Origin of the sequence: Trinickia sp., assembly GCF_051953955.1 — a bacterium.
GTDB lineage: Bacteria > Pseudomonadota > Gammaproteobacteria > Burkholderiales > Burkholderiaceae > Trinickia.
In genome coordinates, this window is the sequence record NZ_JBQCIF010000074.1 from 12966 (window position 1) to 32197 (window position 19232).

The window sequence follows — 19232 nt, forward strand, 5'->3', positions numbered from 1 at the left end:
AGAACCTGATCAAGAACCGCGCGAATGCAAACCGCATGGTGGCGAGCAAGTGCGATGCCTGCGCGGGCAGGCTCGCGTGTGACTCCGAACGGTGACATACGAGCGGGCGCGCGCCGCCGACCGTCGACTACGGAGTACGCGCGGGGGATGCATCGCGCGATGCATCGCGCGTCAGAGGAGTGTTATAGCAGGTCAGCGAAAATCTGCCGGCTGGAGCACCGGAATGGGGCGGGGCAAGGGCGGTCAATCGATGCCGTGGAACACCGCATCGTCCGGTCCGAGGTAGGCGGGCGGGCGCCACGCCGCATCGCGCATCGAATGCTGAACGAGGTGATCGACGCCCAGCAGCACGGCGAAGATGGCCATTCGAACGGGAATGCCGTTATCGGTTTGGCGGAAGATCGCAAGGCGCGGATCGTGATTGAGGTCGGTGCTCAGATCGTTCGCGCCGGGGCGGCTGTCGCGCGGAAGCGGATGCATGATGAGCGTATCGCGCCCGCAGGCGGCATCGACGAGCGCCTGGTTGATTTGGAAGTCGGGCGTGTAGCCTTCGAACGATTCGTCGGTGAAGCGCTCTTTTTGAATGCGCGTGGCGTAGACGACATCGGCGCCGCGCAGGCCGGCGGCGAGGTCGCTCGACTGTTCGACGACATGGCCGTTGCGCGAGATCTGATCGACGATGTATGCAGGCATCTCGAGCGTGGGCGGGCAAATCAGCGTGAATTTGATGCCGCGATACAGCGCGAGCAGTTTCACGAGCGAATGCACGGTGCGGCCGTATTTCAGATCGCCGACGAGCGCGATATGGGCGCCGTCGACGATCTTTCCGAGCCGCGAAAATTCGCGCTGAATCGTATAGAGATCGAGCAGCGCTTGGCTCGGATGCTCCCCGGGCCCGTCGCCGCCGTTGATGACGGGCAGATTCGTCGCGCGGGCGAATTCGGCCACGGAACCTTGCTCGGGATGCCGAACGACGAGCGCATCGACATAGCCGCTCATGACGCGGCTCGTATCGTAGATCGATTCGCCTTTGGCCATCGACGAGAACGTGAAGCCCGTCGTATCGCAGACCGATCCGCCGAGCCGGCAGAACGCCGCACCGAACGATACGCGCGTGCGCGTGCTGGCTTCGAAGAAAAGATTGCCGAGCACGGCGCCCTCGAGCACGCGCGAAATCTTCTGCCGCCGCGCGATCGGCTGCATGACGTCGGCCACGCGAAACAGCGCCTCCACCGATTCGCGCGAAAACTGATCGACCGACAGCAATTGCGCCTTCCCTTCGAACAGAATGCGGCTGGCTAGCGAAGAGGAATCTACGCGTTGCGTATATCCTTCGTCGCGCGCGCTGTTCACGACGATCTCGGAGACGAAGCGGCCGACGATTTCCGGCATCGAACGCGATTCTTGCGAATCGTCGGGCAAAAGCCAGGTGTCGAGCGCCCGGCGGCTCACGCCGATGCGGTTCGCGAACGCTTCGCGCGTCATGTTCATGTGGCGCATGGCGTCGCGCAGGAAGGCTTGCTGGGGGACGGTCATCGGCGGGCCTCGTCGTAAAATATGCGCGCTGCGTATAGTACGTCGCCGCGCCGGGAAGTCAAGGAATACTCGGAAAAAGTACCGGAAAAGTGTTGGCGAGACCTGTACTGACCCTGTACACTGCGCCGAATGGAAACGCGCCCCGTTTATCTTCCCTCGGTCATCGCTCTCTCGCGTCTGCACGGTCTGTGTAGCCGCGTAACTGCGCTCGCCGTTTCCAAAGCGAAAAAACAGCCGCACGTCTGACCGGTGCGCTGTGCCGTCGGACGCGACGGGACAGCATCAACACCGCTTCTTCTGGTTACTTCTGCCTTCCCGGCGCTTCCCTCGGATCTGATTCGGTCCTGTTTGAGGTGAAGCAATGTCGATTTTTTCCGGTATTTGGATTCCGCTCGTGACGCCGTTCCAGGCGGGCGCGGTCGATCATCGCGCGCTTGCCGCGCTCGTTGCCCGCTATCGCGGTGCCGGCGTGGCGGGATTCGCCGCGCTCGGCACGACGGGCGAGCCCGCGTCGCTGACGGATGACGAACAAGATGCGGTACTGGCAACGATCGTGCGAGCGGCGGAGGGGTTGCCGGTCATCGCGGGCGTCGCCGGCAATCAGGTCGCTGCCGTGCGCGAGCGCGTATTGCGGCTCGGCGAGCAGCCGATCGACGGCGTGATGATTACCGCGCCGTACTACATTCGGCCGCAGCAGTCCGGCATCGTCGATTATTTTTCGACGCTGGCGGATGCCAGCGCGAAGCCCATCGTCATCTACGACATTCCATACCGGACTGGCGTGCGGATCGAACTCGACACGCTGCTCACGCTCGCCGCTCATCCTCGCATACAGGCGATCAAGGATTGCGCGGGCTCGCCCGAAACGACGTTGGCGCTGATTCTCGACGGACGGCTTCAGGTGCTGACCGGCAACGACGATGCGATGTTCGCGTCGATGTGCATGGGCGGCGCGGGCGCGATCGCCGCGACGGCTCACTTGCGCACGGAGCGTTTCGTCGAGATGCACCGCGCATTGGCGCGCGGTGCGCTCGAGGAAGGCCGCGCAATCCATCACGAATTGGTGCCGCTGCTGCGGGCGTTGGTGTCCGAGCCGAATCCCGCGCCGGTGAAGGCTGCGCTGGCGATCGAAGGCCGCATCGCCAACGAGTTGCGTGCGCCGATGATGCGCGCGAGCGATGAGCTCACTCGCGAATTGGCGGCGTTGCTCGCAGCTTGAGCGAGGGGGCGGGCGAGGGTGGCGCATCGGCTCCGGTCGTCGGCGCGAAGCCTTCGTCCAGCCAGCCGGCGATGCCGCCGATCATGATTTTCACGGGACGCCCCCATTTCGCCCGGCGGATTGCGCCGCGCGTCGCGCCGTATCAGCGCCGCTCTGCGCCCGCCGCAACCGCCGCCAGCGCATGCGCGATCCTTTCGATCACGCTGTCCCAATCTCCGAGCGTCGGCTGCCGAAACAGCCGTGCGCTCGGATACCACGGCGTATCTTCTCGCTCGAGCATCCAGCGCCAGCAGGTATCGAGCCGGTTCAAGATCCAGACAGGCTTGTTCATCGCTCCGGCCAAATGCGCCGTGGACGTATCAACCGAAATCACGAGATCGAGATTGTCGACGAGCGCCGCCGTGTCGGCGAAATCGGTGAGTTCCTCGGTCCAGTCGATCACGTGCCGGCTTGCCTCATGATGCTCGCGCATCGCGGTCAACTGCCGAGCCGCCTTCTCGCCTTTTTGCAGACTGAAGCATTGCACGCCGGGCACTTGCATGATCGGCGCGAAGCGATCGACGCTGAGCGAGCGGCGCGCGTCGTTCTTTCTCAACTCGGGGACATGAGGGCGATGACCGCCGGCCCACACCAAGCCGACCTTGAGCGTGTGTCGAGGCACCGCCGACTCGATGCGGGCACGCCACCGCACCGAGGCTTGCGCATCGGCGAACAGATACGGCGTATCGGCGGGAATCGTCGATGCAACGGTGCGCAGCGCGAGCGGCAAGCTCAAAAGCGGGCAATGAAAATCGAACGCGGGCAGCGGCTCGCCGCTCGCAACGAGTTCGTCGACGCCTTCCAGTCCAGCAAGCAAGCGTTCGAGTTCGGGCTGGACTTCAAGCACGACGCGCGCGCCTCGCTTCGCGACGAGCGCTGCATACCGGCAGAACTGCAGCGTGTCGCCGAGACCTTGCTCGGCGTGAAGCAGAATCGTCTTCCCTTCGACCGGGGCATCGCCGAGCCACAGCGGTGCATCGAACCGGCGCTGGCTCGGCGCGATCCGCTTGCGGCGCCAGCGCCACTCGTATTCGGCGAAGCCGGCGGCGAGATCGCCCATTTGCAGCAGGCAGAGCGCTCGATTCCAGTGCGTCTCGGCCGAATCGGGCGACAGTGCCAGCGCGCGCTCGTAGCAGGCGAGCGCATCGGCATGCCGATTCTGATCGACGAACGTAAGGCCTAGATTGTTCCAGGCGTCCGCGAAGTCCGGCGATGCGGCCAACGCGCGTTCGTAGCTGGCCTGCGCATCGGCGGGACGATTGAGGTCGGACAGCGCGTTGGCGCGATTGCTCCACGCTTCGGCGTAATTTGGGCGCAAGGCAAGTGCACGATCGCAACTGGCGACGGCGTCCTCGGGCAGGCCGAGATCACGCAATGCGCAACTGCGGTTGCTCCACGCCTCGGGAAAGTCGGGCTTCGCGGCCAGCACTTTTTCGAAGCTGGCGAGCGCCTCGTCGGCCCGGTCCAAGCCCGCAAGCGCAACCCCGCGATTGTTCTGAGCATCGACGAAACCGCTCTTCAGCGCGAGCGCGCGGTTGGCCGCGGCGAGTGCCGCGTCGTGACGGCCGAGCGGATTGAGGGCGAACGCCAGGTTCGAATGCACGGGCGCTTGCCGAGCGTCGATCTCGAGCGCCCGCATGAGAAACGTGACGCCTTCCTCGTAGCGGCGCTGCTGCAGCGCCAACGCGCCCAGCAACTGCAGGGCGTCGAAGTGGCGCGGACGTAGCGCGAGAATCTCACGATAAGTCGTTTCCGCTTCGGCAAATGCGCCGTTTTGCTGAAGCTCGATGGCTTCGCGAAGCAGATTATCGATATGGCGCGGGTTGCCGGGCTTGCTCATGGGCCCCGATTATAGCGACCGGACGTCCGCTGTCGGCGTTCGTCCGAACGCGTCGGAAAGCAGATACTCGACGAACTTGCTTGCCGCTTCCTCGGGCGACGTCAATTGCCCCGAACGCTTCATTTCGGCGAAGCGCTCGCGCAACGGGAATCGCGTCTCGTCGACGGCGCGGATTTGCCCTTGCATTTCGGTATCCACGACGCCCGGCGCAACGCTTGCCACGCGCATGCCTCGTTCGGTATCGAGCGCGGCAGCACGCGCGTGGTGATCGAGTGCCGCTTTCGTCGCGCAGTAGATGTTCCATCCCGGGTACGGATTGCGCGCGGCGCCGCTCGAAACATGGGCGATGCGCCGATCGGCGATGCCGGACGTGGCGTTCGAAAACGCGCCGGCCAGCATCAGCGGGGCCGCGACGTTCAATGCGACGGCCGCTGCGACCTCGGCGGGCGGCTGCACCGCGCTCGGGCCCACGGGACCGAGCGTTCCCGCATTGTTGACGAGCAGCGCACGTTCGGCGCCGCGCAAGAATCGCGCGAGCGTATCGCCGGCCAGCCATTGCGCGAGCTTGCCGCTATTGGAGAGATCGAGCTCGACCTCTTCGAAGCGGCCTGCCGGTGCAGCGGCATCGACCGCCGCCGCTCGACGCGACCGCGAGACGCCGAGCACGTCGATGCCGCGGGCGCGCAGCGCATCGACGAGCGCGGCGCCGAGGCCGCGCGTGTGCCCCGTGACGATCGCCTTGGTGATGGGATGAGAGGTGGCGGCCATGTCAGCGTCGCAGCGAGCGTCAAGCGGTTTCGAGCGTCGGATAATCGACGTAACCCTCGGGGCCCGGGGCGTAATACGTTTCCGGGTTCGGTTTGTTCAGCGGTGCATCGAGCTTGAAGCGCGCCGGCAAATCGGGGTTCGCGATGAAGAGTTGCCCCCATGCGACGGCGTCGGCTTCGCTCGCGTCGAGCGTTTGCTGCGCCGTCTCCTTCGTGAATTTTTCGTTCGCGATGTAGACGCCGCCGAACGCTTGCTTCAGCGACGGCCCGAGGCGGTTCTCGCCCAGCGATTCGCGCGCGGCGATGAACGCGATGCGGCGCTTGCCTAGCTCGCGCGCCACGTAGCCGAACGTTTCGGCCGGGTTCGAATCGCCCATCGTGTGAGCATCGCCGCGCGGTGCAAGGTGAACGCCGACGCGTGCGGCGCCCCATACGGCGATGCACTCGTCGACGACTTCGAGCAAGAGGCGTGCGCGGTTCTGGAGCGAACCGCCGTATGCGTCGGTGCGCCGATTCGTGCTGTCTTGCAGGAATTGGTCGAGCAGATAACCGTTCGCACCGTGCACCTCGACACCGTCGAACCCGGCGGCCTTCGCGTTTTCCGCCCCTTTGCGGAAGGCGGCGACGACACCGCGGATTTCGTCGAGGTCGAGCGCGCGCGGCGTGACGAACGGCCGCTGCGGTCGCACGAGGCTCACATGGCCTCCCGGCGCGATCGGGCTCGGCGCGACAGGTAGTTCGCCGTTCAGGAAGATCGGATCCGAGACGCGCCCGACGTGCCACAACTGCAAGAAAATGCGGCCGCCCGCGGCATGCACGGCGTCGGTCACGATCTTCCATCCGGCCACTTGCTCATCGGACCAAATCCCGGGCGTGGCCGCATAACCTACCCCCTGCGGCGTCACGGACGTCGCTTCGCTGAGAATCAGCCCGGCCGATGCGCGATCGGCATAGTACTGGGCCATCAATGCGTTCGGCAGGCGCGCGTCGCCGGCACGTTGCCGTGTGAGGGGAGCCATGATGATGCGGTTGGGCAGTGTCAAATCACCGATGACGAGCGGGTCGAACAGAGTGGGCATGGCAAGTTTTCCTCATGTGCGCGGCACGCCAAGATGCGTGCCGCCGTCTATGCGAACGTGAATGGGTATCCAACGGACTGCGCGCGAACGCTCAGCGGCGCATATGCCCTAGAGTTCGGCGCGCAGCGATTCGAGAAACGCTTGAATGACGGGTTCGTTTCGCTTGAAAAAGCTCCACTGGCCGATCTTCTTCACCGTCACGAGCCCCGCGCTTTGCAGCGTGGCGAGGTGAGCCGACACCGTCGACTGCGACAAGCCGCAGCGCGCGTTGATCTGCCCGACGCATACGCCGCAATCGAGCGGCAGCTCCTGCTCGGCAAAGTAGGCACCGGGCTCCTTGAGCCACGCGAGAATCTCGCGCCGCACGGGATTGGCCAATGCCTTATGGATGGCGTCGATATCTATCGTCATTGCAAGCCGTTCGGACGATCGGCCTTCGCGCGGCATGCGTCGAAGCAAACATCGATCGTCGTTGGTAGAATCTTATATCGCTTTTTAGCGATGTACGTAGAAACCTCGTTGACTAAGGGGGCGATAGCGTCTCGCACGCGGTTGGCGAAAGACGAGTATGCTGCCCCGGTCATGCAACCGGTGCTCCCTGGCTTGTACTTGCCTGTACTTGCTCGTACGGCGGGAAGCGCTTTTTCGCGGAAAGTAGGGGACTCATAGATGGCAAACGGCACTTACACGGATACGCAACTTCTGATCGACGGCGAATGGTGCGACGCGGCCAGCGGCAAGACGATCGACGTCGTCAATCCCGCCACCGGCGAGGCGATCGGCAAGGTCGCGCACGCGGGCATCGCGGATCTCGACCGCGCGTTGGCCGCCGCGCAGCGCGGCTTCGAAACCTGGCGCAAGGTCAGCGCCTACGAGCGCGCGGCGACGATGCGCAAGGCGGCCGCGCTCGTGCGCGAGCGCGCCGCGACGATCGCGCAGTGGATGACGCAGGAGCAAGGCAAGCCCCTCGCGGAAGCCCGCGTGGAAGTGCTCTCCGCCGCGGACATCATCGAATGGTTTGCCGACGAAGGCCGGCGCGTCTACGGGCGGATCGTGCCGCCGCGCAATCTCGGCGCCCAGCAGATGGTCGTGCGCGAGCCGGTCGGCCCCGTCGCGGCGTTCACGCCGTGGAACTTCCCCGTCAACCAAGTCGTACGCAAGCTCAGCGCCGCGTTGGCGACAGGCTGCTCGTTCCTCGTGAAGGCGCCCGAGGAAACCCCCGCCTCGCCGGCCGCGTTGTTGCGCGCGTTCGCCGATGCCGGCGTGCCGGCGGGCGTGATCGGTCTCGTGTTCGGCAACCCAGCCGAAATCTCCTCTTACCTGATCGCCCACCCCGTGATCCGCAAGGTGACGTTCACGGGTTCGACGCCGGTCGGCAAGCAATTGGCCGCGCTCGCCGGCCAGCACATGAAGCGTGCGACGATGGAGCTGGGCGGCCACGCGCCGGTGATCGTGGCCGAGGATGCCGACGTCGAACTCGCGGTGAAGGCCGCCGGCGGTGCCAAATTCCGCAACGCGGGCCAGGTCTGCATTTCGCCCACGCGCTTCCTCGTTCACAACAGCATTCGCGATGCGTTCACGCGCGCGCTCGTCAAGCATGCTGAAGGACTGAAGGTGGGCAACGGCCTCGAAGAGGGCACCACGCTCGGCGCGCTCGCGAATCCGCGCCGGCTCGCGGCGATGGCGTCGGTCGTCGAAAACGCGCGTGCGACGGGTGCGCGCATCGAGACCGGCGGCGAGCGGGTCGGCTCACAAGGCAACTTCTTCGCGCCGACGGTGCTCTCCAACGTGCCGCTCGATGCCGACGTCTTCAACAACGAGCCGTTCGGGCCCGTTGCCGCGATTCGCGGGTTCGACTCGCTCGACGAGGCAATCACCGAGGCGAACCGGCTTCCCTACGGGCTCGCCGGTTACGCCTTCACGAAGTCGTTCGCGAACGTGCATTTGCTGACGCAGCGCCTCGAAGTCGGCATGCTCTGGATCAACCAGCCGGCCACGCCCTGGCCGGAGATGCCGTTCGGCGGGGTGAAGGATTCGGGCTATGGCTCCGAAGGCGGCCCCGAGGCGCTCGAGCCGTATCTCGTGTCGAAATCGGTGACGGTCGCCGCCGTCTGACGTTGCACCGCGGCGGTTCGGTGCCGATGGCGACGGCGTCCCGGGGCTTTCAGGGCGCCGCCGTCGTTGGTCGTGCAGAAAAACCGCGTCGCGGCGGATTGATTGAGCGCAATCCGCTATTTGTTTTATGAAGTCGTCATAAAATAGCCGGAATTCGCTCCGGATCAAGCGGCAAAATATCGTTTCCTGACTCAACAAGCGATATCGAGGTTGCCGTGATCTCCGCCGACTTGCTCATTGCCTTCATCGTGGCGCTCATCGTCGTCTATGCGATTCCCGGCCCCGACATGGCGTTGACCCTCCAAACGAGCATTGCCCAAGGCCCGCGCAGGGGGCTCACGGCGGCGGGCGGGCTGGCCGTATCGCGTGCGACGCACGTAACGCTCTCGGCTTGCGGCGTGGCCGCGCTGCTCAAGGCCGCGCCGTGGCTCTATGAGATCGTCCGCTACGGCGGCGCCGCCTACCTCGGCTATATCGCGATCCAGATTTTCCGCTCGCCCGTCTTCACGGTGCAGGCGGATGGCCGGGAAGCGGCTTCGGCCGGCGGGCGAGGGGCCTTGAGGCCCGTCTTCCTCAAAGGACTATTGACCAATCTGCTGAACCCCAAGGCGCTGCTGTTCTGCTCCGTTCTGCTGCCGCAGTTCATCCGGCCGGCCGCCGGCCCCGTGGCGCTTCAGGTCACGGAACTCGGCGTCGTCCTCGTGATCGTCGGGGCGTGCTTCGACGCGCTTTATGCACTGGGTGCGGCGCGCATCTCGACTATCCTGCGCAAGTATCCGCTCGCGCAAACGCTGCAGCGCTGGACTTTCTCCGCCGCGTTGATCGGCTTCGCGCTGCGTCTGTCGTTCGATTGAAAACGCGCAGCGCCGTCGGCAGCGAACCGGCGCCAAAGCCGAGGCAGCGGCGCTTGTGGCAGCTGCCGCCGTAACGTCTGATTCCCTTACGACATCTTGCCCAGGTAATCGAACTTGCCGAGTTCCACGCCGTTGTGACGCAAAATCGCATAGGCCGTCGTTACGTGGAAGAAGAAGTTCGGCAACGCGAAATGCAGTAGATAGACCTGTCCCACGAATTCGTGCTTGCCGCTGCGCACGGTGAGCGTCACCGTGCGCGATTCGCTGCCTTCGAGCTTGGCGGCATCGAACTCCTGCAGGTAAGCGATCGTCTTGTCGATGCGGGCGTACAGCTCGTCGAACGTCGTTTCGACGTCCTCATAGGGCGGCGGCTCCACGCCGGCCAGCCGTGCGATGCAAAACTTCGCCGCATCGGATGCGATCTGCACTTGCCGAGTGAGCGGGTGCATGTCGGGATAAAGCCGGCTGGACAGCAGAACCGACGGTTCGATGTTTTTCGTCAACGCATGATCGTGCGCCTTTTGCAGCACCGCGCGCAGGTTCGTGAGGCCGCGCGTGAAAACGGGCACGGAAGCATCGTAAGTAGACAGGGACATGTGCGGACTTCCTTCCATGTGTGGTATTTGACTTTTCCGACGGTTGATCGGAATGATGGGCTTGGCGCCGGGCCGAACGGCTCGCTTGCCGGCGCGGGCCATGATATGCCGATGCGGCGATGTTTGCTGGCGGGTGCACGCGCGGTGCGTCGCGCGCGTCGGCCGTCCTTGCCTTCTTGTCTTCTTGTTTCCTCGGTGCCTTGGCCGAGCGGCCGACGTTGCGTGGCGCCCCCCCGCGCGCCGCGGCCGATGCACTACACTTTGAACGTTGTCCGAGGAATGCACGGCATCCATGGCGTCGCTCGCCGGTGGCCGTCGCTGTTGCGACCGCGTCGCCGCAGCGAGCCGAAAGGAACTGCAAGGTTCGGGCGCGTGTCGGAGCTTTTCCGCATGTTCATTGTGTGAGGAGCGTCTTGATGACCCAAGCGAGACAGCAACTGGCGGGCAGTGAGCGCGTAGCCGTCAAGGATTCCAAGTGCCTCGGGCCGATCGACCCGAACGAAACGCTGCGTGTTGTCGTCACGTTGCGCCGGCGCGCCGAGCGCGAACTCGAGGATTTCACGGAGCGCGTCGCGCGGGGGCAGCAGGCCGAGCCGCTTTCCCGCGAAGCGTTCGCACAACGGTTCGGCGTCGCGCCGGAAGATTTCGCCAAACTCGAGGCGTTTGCGCGCGAGTACGAACTGCGCATCGAACGGCAAGATTCGAGCGCCGCCAAGGCTGTCTTGACCGGCACGGCTCGGCATCTGCAGGCGGCGTTCGGCGTCGAGCTTTCCCACTACGAACACCCCACGCTGGGCCGGTTTCGCGGGCGCACCGGAGCGATCACCATTCCGGCCGAGATCGCGGGCATCGTGACAGCCGTGCTCGGGCTAGACGATCGGCCGCAAGCGCGGACGCATTTCCGGCTACGCACGGGCAGCGGGGACGGTCCGATCTTCGCTCGCGCCGCGCCTGCCCAAGCATTCACGCCCGTGGAACTCGCTCGGCTGTACGATTTCCCGGCCGGAGACGGCAACGGCCAATGCATCGGCTTGATCGAGCTGGGCGGGGGCTATGCGCGATCGGATCTATCGGCTTACTTCCGCAGCTTGGGGGTGCCCGCGCCCCAGGTCGTCTCCGTTCCCGTCGACGGCGCCGGCAATGCCCCCTCGGGCGATCCGAGCGGCCCGGACGGTGAGGTGACGCTCGACGTCGAAATTGCCGGCGCGATCGCCCCGAAAGCGAAGATCGCCGTGTACTTCGCGCCGAACAGCGACGCCGGTTTCGTCGACGCCGTTTCGCACGCGCTGCACGATGCCGCGAATAAGCCCTCGGTCCTGTCGATCAGTTGGGGCGGCCCCGAAAACGCATGGACGGACCAGGCGATAGCGAGCTTCAACGATACCTTGCGCTCGGCGGTGGCACTCGGGGTGACGATCTGCGCGGCGGCGGGGGACAGCGGCTCGAGCGACGGCAGCGCGGATGGCGCCGACCACGTCGATTTCCCAGCCTCGAGCCCTTACGTGCTGGCATGCGGCGGCACGCGCGTCACCGCGGGCGGGAGCGGTGCGATTGCGAACGAGGTCGTCTGGAACGACGGCGCGGGCGGCGGCGCGACGGGCGGCGGCGTGAGTGCTCGATTCGCGCTGCCCGCTTGGCAGGAAGGGCTGGCGGCGGCGCGCGTCGACGGGCCGCCCGTTGCGCTGGCCAAGCGCGGCGTGCCGGACGTGGCCGCCGATGCCTCACCCACTTCCGGTTACGACGTGCTGATCGACGGGCAGTCGGTGCCTGTTGGCGGCACGAGCGCCGTGGCGCCGCTGTTTGCGGGCTTGATTGCCCGCATCAACGCGCTATCGGGCAAGCCGGCGGGATTCGTGAATCAGAAGCTCTACCAGGCACCGAGCGCGTTCAACGATGTTACATCGGGTGACAACGGCACCTACGCGGCTAGTGCGGGATGGGATGCCTGCACGGGGCTCGGCAGCCCCAACGGGCGCAGCGTTGCAGCGGCGCTGGGCGTTTCCGCGGCGGCAAGTGAATCGGCCGCGCCGAAGTCCGACGATCGTTCTCGCCGGCAGCTTCCGTAGTAAGGGGCCGGTGCTCGTAGGCCAAAGCGAGAGCGCGAACGACAACGAGAACGGCAATGGTTCGACGCCGGCATGCTTCGAGGCATGCCGGCGCTTTAGCAGCAGTTCGTCAACGCAGCCGTGCGCGTGCTCGAACGCGCCGGCCATAACTGATGGAGCGATTACGATGAATTCCGATACCGGCAGCCCGCAATCGTCTCACAATGCTCATGCGCCGTCGCCGGGCAGGGCTTCGATGCCGCACGTCTTCCTGAACCGGCACGGCGATCAGCCGTTTCACGATGACGTCGCCTACGGCAACGGGCTCGACGATTTCGTGACCGATACGAGCGAAGCCGCGGCCGTCACGCATCACACGACCACGATCGGCGGGCGGAAGATCGAATACACGGCAACGGCGGGCCATCTCGTGACGGTGGACGAATCGAGCTCCAAGCCGAATGCGAAGATCTTCTATGTCGCTTTCACCGAAGACAATCAAAAGGAAGAAGCGCGGCCCGTCACGTTCTTCTATAACGGCGGCCCCGGTTCATCTTCCGTCTTCGTGCTGCTCGGCTCGTTCGCGCCCAAGCGCATCAAGACGTCGATGCCGAGCTTCACGCCGCCGGCGCCTTATTCGCTCGAAGACAACCCGGACAGCTTGCTCGACAAGAGCGACCTCGTTTTCATCAATCCGGTCGGAACGGGGTACTCCGCCGCGGTCGCGCCGAATAGGAATCGCGATTTCTGGGGTGTCGATCAAGACGCCCGCTCGATCAAGCAATTCATCAAGCGCTTTCTGACGAAGAACGATCGCTGGAATTCGCCGAAGTATCTGTTCGGCGAATCGTACGGCACCGCGCGCAGCTGCGTGCTGGCGTACATGCTGCACGAAGACGGGATCGATCTGAACGGCGTGACGCTGCAGTCGTCGATCCTCGATTACACGCAAGCGGGCAATCCTGTCGGCGCGCTCCCCACGGCGGCTGCCGATGCCTGGTACCACAAGCGTCTCGGCGTCGCGCCGACGCCGACCGATCTGGGCGCGTTCGTCGAGGAGGTCGCGCAGTTCGCGCGTACCGACTACCTCGCCGCGCTGCGCAAGTTTCCGCAAACGGACGATGCCGTCGTCGAAAAGCTCTCGCAGTACACGGGCATCGACAAGACGACGCTGCTCGCTTGGAGTCTCGATATCGCCGGCTACGACAGCCGCGGCAATTCACTGTTCCTCACGACGCTGCTCAAGTCGAAAGGGGTCGCGCTCGGTGCCTATGACGGGCGCGTCACGGCGATCGACACGGGCATCGCCGGGCAGATCGACCCCAACTCGGGCGGCAACGATCCGACGATGACGGCTGTGACGGGCGTCTATACGACGATGTGGAACGAGTACCTCAATGAGCAACTGAAGTACACGTCGACTTCCTCGTTCACGGACTTGAACGATCAGGCCTTCCGGAACTGGGACTTCGGCCACGTCGATCCCACGGGGGCGCAGAAGGGCAAGGACGCGCAGGGGAACGTCATCCTGTACACGGCGGGCGACTTGGCGGCGGTCATGGCGCTCAACATCGATCTGAAGGTCTTGTCCGCCAATGGGTTCTATGATTTCGTGACGCCGTTCTATCAAACGGTGCTCGACTTGCAGCAGATGCCGTTGATCGAGCAATCGGTGCGCAACAATTTGTCGGCGCGCTTTTATCCGTCCGGTCACATGGTGTATCTCGATGGCGGATCGCGCACGGCACTGAAAGCCGATCTCGCGAAGATGTACGACACCGTCGGCAGCGATGCACCGGCGATGGCCCGTGTCCGAATGTTGCAGCAGCGGCATCGCGCGTAATGGATCGTGCATGGCCGATACCCCAATGCACACCGGCGACGAATCGAGCGTGACGTAGTACCGGCGCGCGGAAGCGGGGCAATCCGAGGCGGCAATGTCGAGAGGCATGCCGCCTTTTCATTTGCGCAATTGCTACGCAAACGGGGCGGCGGCGGTTCCATTTATCGCAAATTAAATGGAGCGAAGAGAAACGTCGATCAGGCACGAGTATTGCTTTTGCTGTGCCCGCCATACCTCAGGGTCATGGCAGCCTTGGCGCGCAATGCGCCGTCATTCATGCTGCGGCAACGAGCCGCGGCATGAGCGACGGAACTGCTGCGCCTGTGACAAACCGTTAGGAGGATCGAGTCCGTGGCGACGTATAAGGAATTGCTAGCAAGGAAACAAGAGCTTGACGCCGAGATCGAAGAGGCGCGCAGAGCCGAGGCGCAAGCCGCTTTGGCAACGGTACGCGAAACCGTCGCCGCATTCGGGTTCACGCCGGACGATATCTTCGGCACCCGTCGCAAAGCGCGCGCTGCTTCGAATGGCGCACCGCGTTTCCGTCACCCCGATACCGGTGAAACTTGGGGCGGGCGAGGGCCCCGGCCTCGGTGGTTGAAGGGCAAAGACCCGGAGCAGTTCCGGGTAAGCGAGTAGTGGTCCGCGGCTGATCCATCGCTCGACGGACGGTAAATTTGCGCCTCGTTTCTCGTAAGTTTTTCCGGCCAATGGTCGGCCGGCCATAAAACGTCAAGACATCGAGCCGGGCCGTCCCGTCTCATTCCATCATGCTCGTCAACGATGACGCTCGCCGGGTCAGGTTTCTCGCCGGCCATCCGCGCCGACATCGCACGAACATCATCAGTTGGCCTGCGCGAGCGTAATGCCGCGCACGGCCTCGATCGCGTGCCGATACGCGGCGTCGAAATGCACGGCGAACCGAGCAAAGCCGTCGCGCTCGTCTTTCGACGCCGCGGCTTCGATCTCCGCGCAAAGCTCGCCGAGCGGCAGCGCGCCGATCGAGCGCGAGGACGACTTCAACTTGTGCGCGATGGCCGCGGCTTCTTTCGCATGGCCCTGAGTCAGGTGCTCGCGCAGCGCGTCGGCGAGGGCGGCCGAGCATTCGGCATACTCGATGAGCAGCGCTTGAATGGTTTCCGTATCGTCCCCGACGATGCCCTTCAGCACGTTGACGTCGACGACCGATTCGACGGCGTTGCCTTCGGCATCGGCATTGTCGTCGTCTCGGCGCGCATGGCCGTCTTCGGCGAGCGGATTCGGTGCGGTCGGCTCGAGCGCTTGCGGCGTGCCGCCTCGCCGCGACGTGGTCCATTGCGCGAGCGCTTGTTCGAGCTGATCGAGCTTGAGCGGCTTCGTGAGGTAATCGTCGATGCCGAGCGACTTGGCGCGATTGGCTTCCCCGGTAATGGCATTGGCCGTCAGGGCGACGATCGGCACACGCGTGCGCGCTTCGTCCGCTTCTTCGGCGCGTATGGCTTGAGCCAGCTCGTAGCCGTCGCGCCGAGGCATGTGCAAATCGGTCAGCACGAGCGTGTAAGGTTTCGTGCGCCACATATCGAGCGCTTGCTCGCCGTCGACGGCCAGATCGGCCGCGTAGCCTAGCAGCCCCAATTGCCGCGAGATGACGCGCCGGTTGATCTCGTCGTCTTCCGCAACGAGCAGCGTGATGCCGTCGTCGGCGGGCGTTCGCGGCGCTTGCGCCGCCTCGTTGGGCGAGGCGGCGAGTGCCGCGGCGTCCGTGCAGCCTGCGGCGAGCGCGACGGCATCGACGAGAACGCGCCGGCGCAGCGCTTGCGCGCAGATCGAAACGGTGTTGCCGGTGCGCGTCATCATCGCGAGGCTGCGCGACGCCTCGATCAGCACGTCCCCGGTCACGGCAGCGCCGTCGCGTGCAGCAGCGCGAGCGAGCGCGTCCGCCGGCCAGCGGGCGTCGTGCACGAGCACGCGGCGGCCGTCAGCGTGCATCAGGGCTTGCTGAGCATCGTCGGCCGTGGCGGCAATCTCCACCGATGCGCCGGAGCGGCGCAGATAGTCGGCGATGTCGTCGCAACGCCAGTCGGGCGATGCGACCACTACGCACGCGAGCCCCGACAGGTCGGTCAGCTTACGCTGCTCGGCGCCTTCGACGGGATGAAGCGGCAACTCCACCGTGAACGTCGAGCCCGAGCCCGGCTCGCTTTTGACCGACATCTGCCCGCCCATCAGCCCGACGAGGCGGCGGCAAATCGCGAGCCCCAAGCCCGTGCCGCCGAAGCGCCGCGTGGTCGATGCCTCTGCCTGACTGAACGGCTGAAATAGTTTGGCGAGCGTTTCGGCGGTCATGCCGATACCGTTGTCGCTGATCTCGAAGCGAACCTGCGGCACCGGCTCCTCCACGAGCACGGCCCGCAGCGCGACATGCCCTTGAACGCCGCTGCGTCCCGACGAAAACTTGATTGCGTTGCCGACGAGGTTGTAGAGGATTTCGCGCAGGCGCGTATCGTCGAACATCGCGCTGGCCGGCAGCAGCGGCGATACATAGGTGCGCAGCGCGACGCCGCGCGCATCCGCGACGGTCGCGAGCGACGACGCGAGGCTGTCGACGACGTCTTCGATCGCCGTCGGCACGGAGTCGATCTGCAGCTTGCCCGCCTCGATTTTCGAAAAATCGAGGATATCGTCGATGATCTTCAGCAGCGCCGACGCACAATCGCGAATCGTGCAGACCATTTCCTTTTGATCGGGCGACAGTGACGAACGCGTCAACACCTCGGTCATGCCGATGACGCCGTTCATCGGCGTGCGAATCTCGTGGCTCATGGTGGCGAGGAACGCGCTTTTCGCGCGCGATCCCGCTTCCGCGTCCGAGCGTGCCTGCTCGAGCTGAGCGCCCTTGGCGATCTCTCGCTCGTGCGCGGCGGCGAGATTGCCGAGCAACGTCTTCGTGCGCCGTTCCGTGGCCACGATCAAGATCGTCAGCAAGATGGCGGCCCCTAGCAGCAAGAGGCTGCGCGTGCGCCAGGCGACGAGATATTCGCTCGTGGAATAGCCGACGGCCACCGCGAGCGGATAGTCGTTCATGGTGCGGTAGCTGATGATCGTGTCGCGGCCGTCGATGAACGAGGGCATCCGTAAATTGCCCGAACGGGCGTTCGCCAGCGCGCGCCGGAGCGGCGAGCCCGGCGGCAGCGTCGCGCCGACGGTTTGGTCGCGGCCCGAGCGCAGGGCGCGAATGATGTAGTCGTGCGTGCCGACCACCGCAACGACGCCGTTCTTGCCGATACGCAGGCCGTTGTAGAGTTCCGTGAAATACGAGGGGTCCACCGATACGACGACGACGCCGAGAAACCGGCCGTCGGCCGAACTGATGCGCTGCGAAAGTTGCAGCGACGTCTTGCCGCTGGCGCGGCCGACGACCGGGCGGCCGATCATGAGCTCCGTGCTCGGATTGTGGATATGGATCCGAAAGTGCTCGCGGTCGGACAAGTTGATCGGCGCGAAGCCCGGTATGGTGGACGCGCGCAAATAGCCTTGGGAATCGATGACGGCGACTTGGACGAATACGTCGAGCTTGAGCAGCCCCGAGGCCACGTAATAGGCGAGCGGAATCGATACGCCGTCGTTCTGCACTTGCCACGAGACGAGCGCGGCGACTTGCTCGGCTTCGCGCATGACGCGCACGGTGTGGGCGGACAGTGCGTCGGCGAGCGCCGTGGCGCCTGCGCGGGCGCTGCGCATCTCGGCGTTCGCGTCCCAGATCACCAATGCGCCGAGCGCGAACCAGACGGCCGCGATCAGCAGCAGCGTTTGCACTTTGACGTGCGCGAAGCGCCGGCGCAGCGACTTCGACGATGGGTCGATGGCCCGGGCGTGCGCGTGCGGGGTTTCCGAGGTGTCGAGAGGACCGTCCATGTCCGATGTTCCGTAACCGTGGAAGCGGGAATCAGGGAACGGGCATTGGCGCCCGAATGACGGTTATTACGGCGCCGGCGCGGAAAACTTCATACTGATTGATACGGGAGTGCGAGTTTCATCGTTGATATCGATCAAACGAAAGCGACTCCGATTCGCGCGGATATTGCTGGGCAATTAGGGACATGGCACCCTGATCCAGGGACATATGCCGAGGGACAGGAGCCTTGATCGTCAACCTGCCTCCGGTTTTGAACGCGCAGTTCAGGGCGGTGAGCCGGAACCCCGGCCTCAAGGCCGGTTGTGGACGGTTGCTGACGCGATGGGACGAGCTGGAATCCTCCCCATCACGATGCCCGGATGCTACCCGGATGCGCGGTGCGTCTCCGGGGCCGACCGGACTCAGGCATGCCCAGCCTGGAGCGTACCCATTGCTGTCGGATCGGGGGAATCCAGAACGATTTCGAGGCGATAGCCGTGACCGTAGACGGGTGCCAGCCGTACGCCGTTGTCTGGCCTCAGCTGCAATTTCGAGCGTACGCGCGACATGTGCGTATCGAGCGTTCGAGAAATGGCGCTCTGCGGCTGGCCCCAGAGCGTGCCGCCGATGTGCTCGCGCGAGAGCACGCGGCCGGCATGCTGGAACAACAGCAGGACGAGATCGAATTCGCGTCCCGTCAACTCGATCGACGCGTCGCCCAAGAAGCAGGTGCGGCTGACCGGATCGATGCGATAGCGGCCTACTTCGATGATCGATTGCGCACCGGGCCCCGAATCGGGGTACGCGCGACGGCTCAGCGCATCGATGCGAGCGAGCAGTTCGGTCGTGCGAATCGGCTTGATCATGTAGTCGTCGGCGCCGGCGGCCAGCGCCGTTACGACGTCTGCTTCGAGCGAGCGGCTCGTCATGAACAGGATCGGTACGCGCTCGCTCAAGTTGGCGCGCGCCCATATCGTGACCTGATGGCCGGTTACCCCCGGTAGGCTCCAGTCGAGCAGGATCAAGTCGAACCGATCCCGTTTCAAACGACGGATCAGCTGGCTGCCGTCGCGAAACAAGTCGCACTCGTGACCCGCCGAACGCAGTATTTCGCCGATGTGTTCGGCGAGCACTTCATCGTCTTCCAAATAGCCGATTTTCATTGCTTTCAGGTCTCGCACACTCGCGTCTCATATGCTGGGACACGTCGCGGTGATATGTCCGACAAGCACTTTTATTCGCTCGGATTGTACAGCGATTGCCCAAAGAATAGTCTGCGGCGCGTTCGTCGAAAAATAAGCCGTTGACATTTGTTTGCAATCGTTTCTCTGGTTGGCCGCAACCATCGTCCGGCTGCCGTCCGGCCGTTTTCCCGATACTTCCTGCCCGAAAGCCCAACGGGAAGCAGGCCTCGCGGCATCTTGC

Annotated in this window: 14 protein-coding genes; 6 read left to right on the forward strand and 8 right to left on the reverse strand. The window is 64.6% G+C overall.

Annotation, left to right across the window (positions count from 1 at the left end):
* Positions 1-243: 243 nt before the first annotated feature.
* Positions 244-1536 carry an aspartate carbamoyltransferase gene (locus ACTHNZ_RS13700; RefSeq protein ID WP_440543043.1) on the reverse strand — a complete coding sequence of 431 codons (1293 nt, stop codon included), beginning with the start codon at positions 1534-1536 and terminating at the stop codon, positions 244-246.
* A gap of 361 nt (positions 1537-1897) precedes the next feature.
* On the opposite strand from ACTHNZ_RS13700, the gene dapA reads away from it, so the two are divergent.
* Positions 1898-2755, forward strand: coding sequence for a 4-hydroxy-tetrahydrodipicolinate synthase (dapA, locus tag ACTHNZ_RS13705; RefSeq protein ID WP_440543044.1), 858 nt, complete (start codon positions 1898-1900; stop codon positions 2753-2755).
* A 142-nt stretch (positions 2756-2897) separates the two neighbouring features.
* Here dapA and ACTHNZ_RS13710 read toward each other — a convergent pair whose 3' ends face one another.
* The 4 genes from ACTHNZ_RS13710 to ACTHNZ_RS13725 form a co-directional block, all read right to left on the reverse strand.
* Entirely contained in the window at positions 2898-4634 is a 1737-nt protein-coding gene (locus ACTHNZ_RS13710; RefSeq protein WP_440543045.1) for a tetratricopeptide repeat protein, read from the reverse strand.
* Positions 4635-4643: 9 nt separating this feature from the next.
* Positions 4644-5402, reverse strand: coding sequence for an SDR family oxidoreductase (locus ACTHNZ_RS13715; protein WP_440543046.1), 759 nt, complete (start codon positions 5400-5402; stop codon positions 4644-4646).
* Between the two features lie 19 nt (positions 5403-5421).
* Complete coding sequence (locus tag ACTHNZ_RS13720) at positions 5422-6480, reverse strand: alkene reductase (RefSeq protein WP_440543047.1); 1059 nt, start codon at positions 6478-6480, stop codon at positions 5422-5424.
* A 108-nt stretch (positions 6481-6588) separates the two neighbouring features.
* Complete coding sequence (locus ACTHNZ_RS13725; RefSeq protein ID WP_440543048.1) at positions 6589-6891, reverse strand: ArsR/SmtB family transcription factor; 303 nt, start codon at positions 6889-6891, stop codon at positions 6589-6591.
* A 258-nt stretch (positions 6892-7149) separates the two neighbouring features.
* On the opposite strand from ACTHNZ_RS13725, the gene ACTHNZ_RS13730 reads away from it, so the two are divergent.
* Together ACTHNZ_RS13730 and ACTHNZ_RS13735 are read left to right on the forward strand one after the other, a co-directional pair.
* Complete coding sequence (locus ACTHNZ_RS13730) at positions 7150-8595, forward strand: NAD-dependent succinate-semialdehyde dehydrogenase (RefSeq protein WP_440543049.1); 1446 nt, start codon at positions 7150-7152, stop codon at positions 8593-8595.
* A gap of 215 nt (positions 8596-8810) precedes the next feature.
* Positions 8811-9449 (forward strand): LysE family translocator, encoded by a 639-nt coding sequence (locus ACTHNZ_RS13735; RefSeq protein ID WP_440543050.1) that lies wholly within the window; start codon positions 8811-8813, stop codon positions 9447-9449.
* A gap of 86 nt (positions 9450-9535) precedes the next feature.
* Here ACTHNZ_RS13735 and ACTHNZ_RS13740 read toward each other — a convergent pair whose 3' ends face one another.
* The gene (locus tag ACTHNZ_RS13740) at positions 9536-10045 is read right to left on the reverse strand and encodes a DUF1993 domain-containing protein (RefSeq protein WP_440543051.1); all 510 of its coding nucleotides are present in this window, start codon (positions 10043-10045) and stop codon (positions 9536-9538) included.
* A gap of 416 nt (positions 10046-10461) precedes the next feature.
* On the opposite strand from ACTHNZ_RS13740, the gene ACTHNZ_RS13745 reads away from it, so the two are divergent.
* From ACTHNZ_RS13745 to ACTHNZ_RS13755, 3 genes are all read left to right on the forward strand, one after another.
* The gene (locus ACTHNZ_RS13745; protein WP_440543052.1) at positions 10462-12111 is read left to right on the forward strand and encodes a S53 family peptidase; all 1650 of its coding nucleotides are present in this window, start codon (positions 10462-10464) and stop codon (positions 12109-12111) included.
* A gap of 166 nt (positions 12112-12277) precedes the next feature.
* Positions 12278-13933, forward strand: coding sequence for a S10 family peptidase (locus tag ACTHNZ_RS13750; RefSeq protein ID WP_440543053.1), 1656 nt, complete (start codon positions 12278-12280; stop codon positions 13931-13933).
* A 351-nt stretch (positions 13934-14284) separates the two neighbouring features.
* On the forward strand, positions 14285-14572 hold the full coding sequence (locus tag ACTHNZ_RS13755; protein WP_440543054.1) for an H-NS histone family protein: 288 nt from the start codon (positions 14285-14287) through the stop codon (positions 14570-14572).
* A 204-nt stretch (positions 14573-14776) separates the two neighbouring features.
* On the opposite strand, the gene ACTHNZ_RS13760 is transcribed toward ACTHNZ_RS13755, so the two are convergent.
* Both ACTHNZ_RS13760 and ACTHNZ_RS13765 read right to left on the reverse strand, forming a co-directional pair.
* Positions 14777-17827, reverse strand: a complete 3051-nt coding sequence (locus ACTHNZ_RS13760; protein WP_440543055.1) for an ATP-binding protein — start codon at positions 17825-17827, stop codon at positions 14777-14779.
* 402 nt (positions 17828-18229) lie between these two features.
* The gene (locus ACTHNZ_RS13765) at positions 18230-18970 is read right to left on the reverse strand and encodes a response regulator transcription factor (RefSeq protein WP_440543056.1); all 741 of its coding nucleotides are present in this window, start codon (positions 18968-18970) and stop codon (positions 18230-18232) included.
* Positions 18971-19232: the final 262 nt, after the last annotated feature.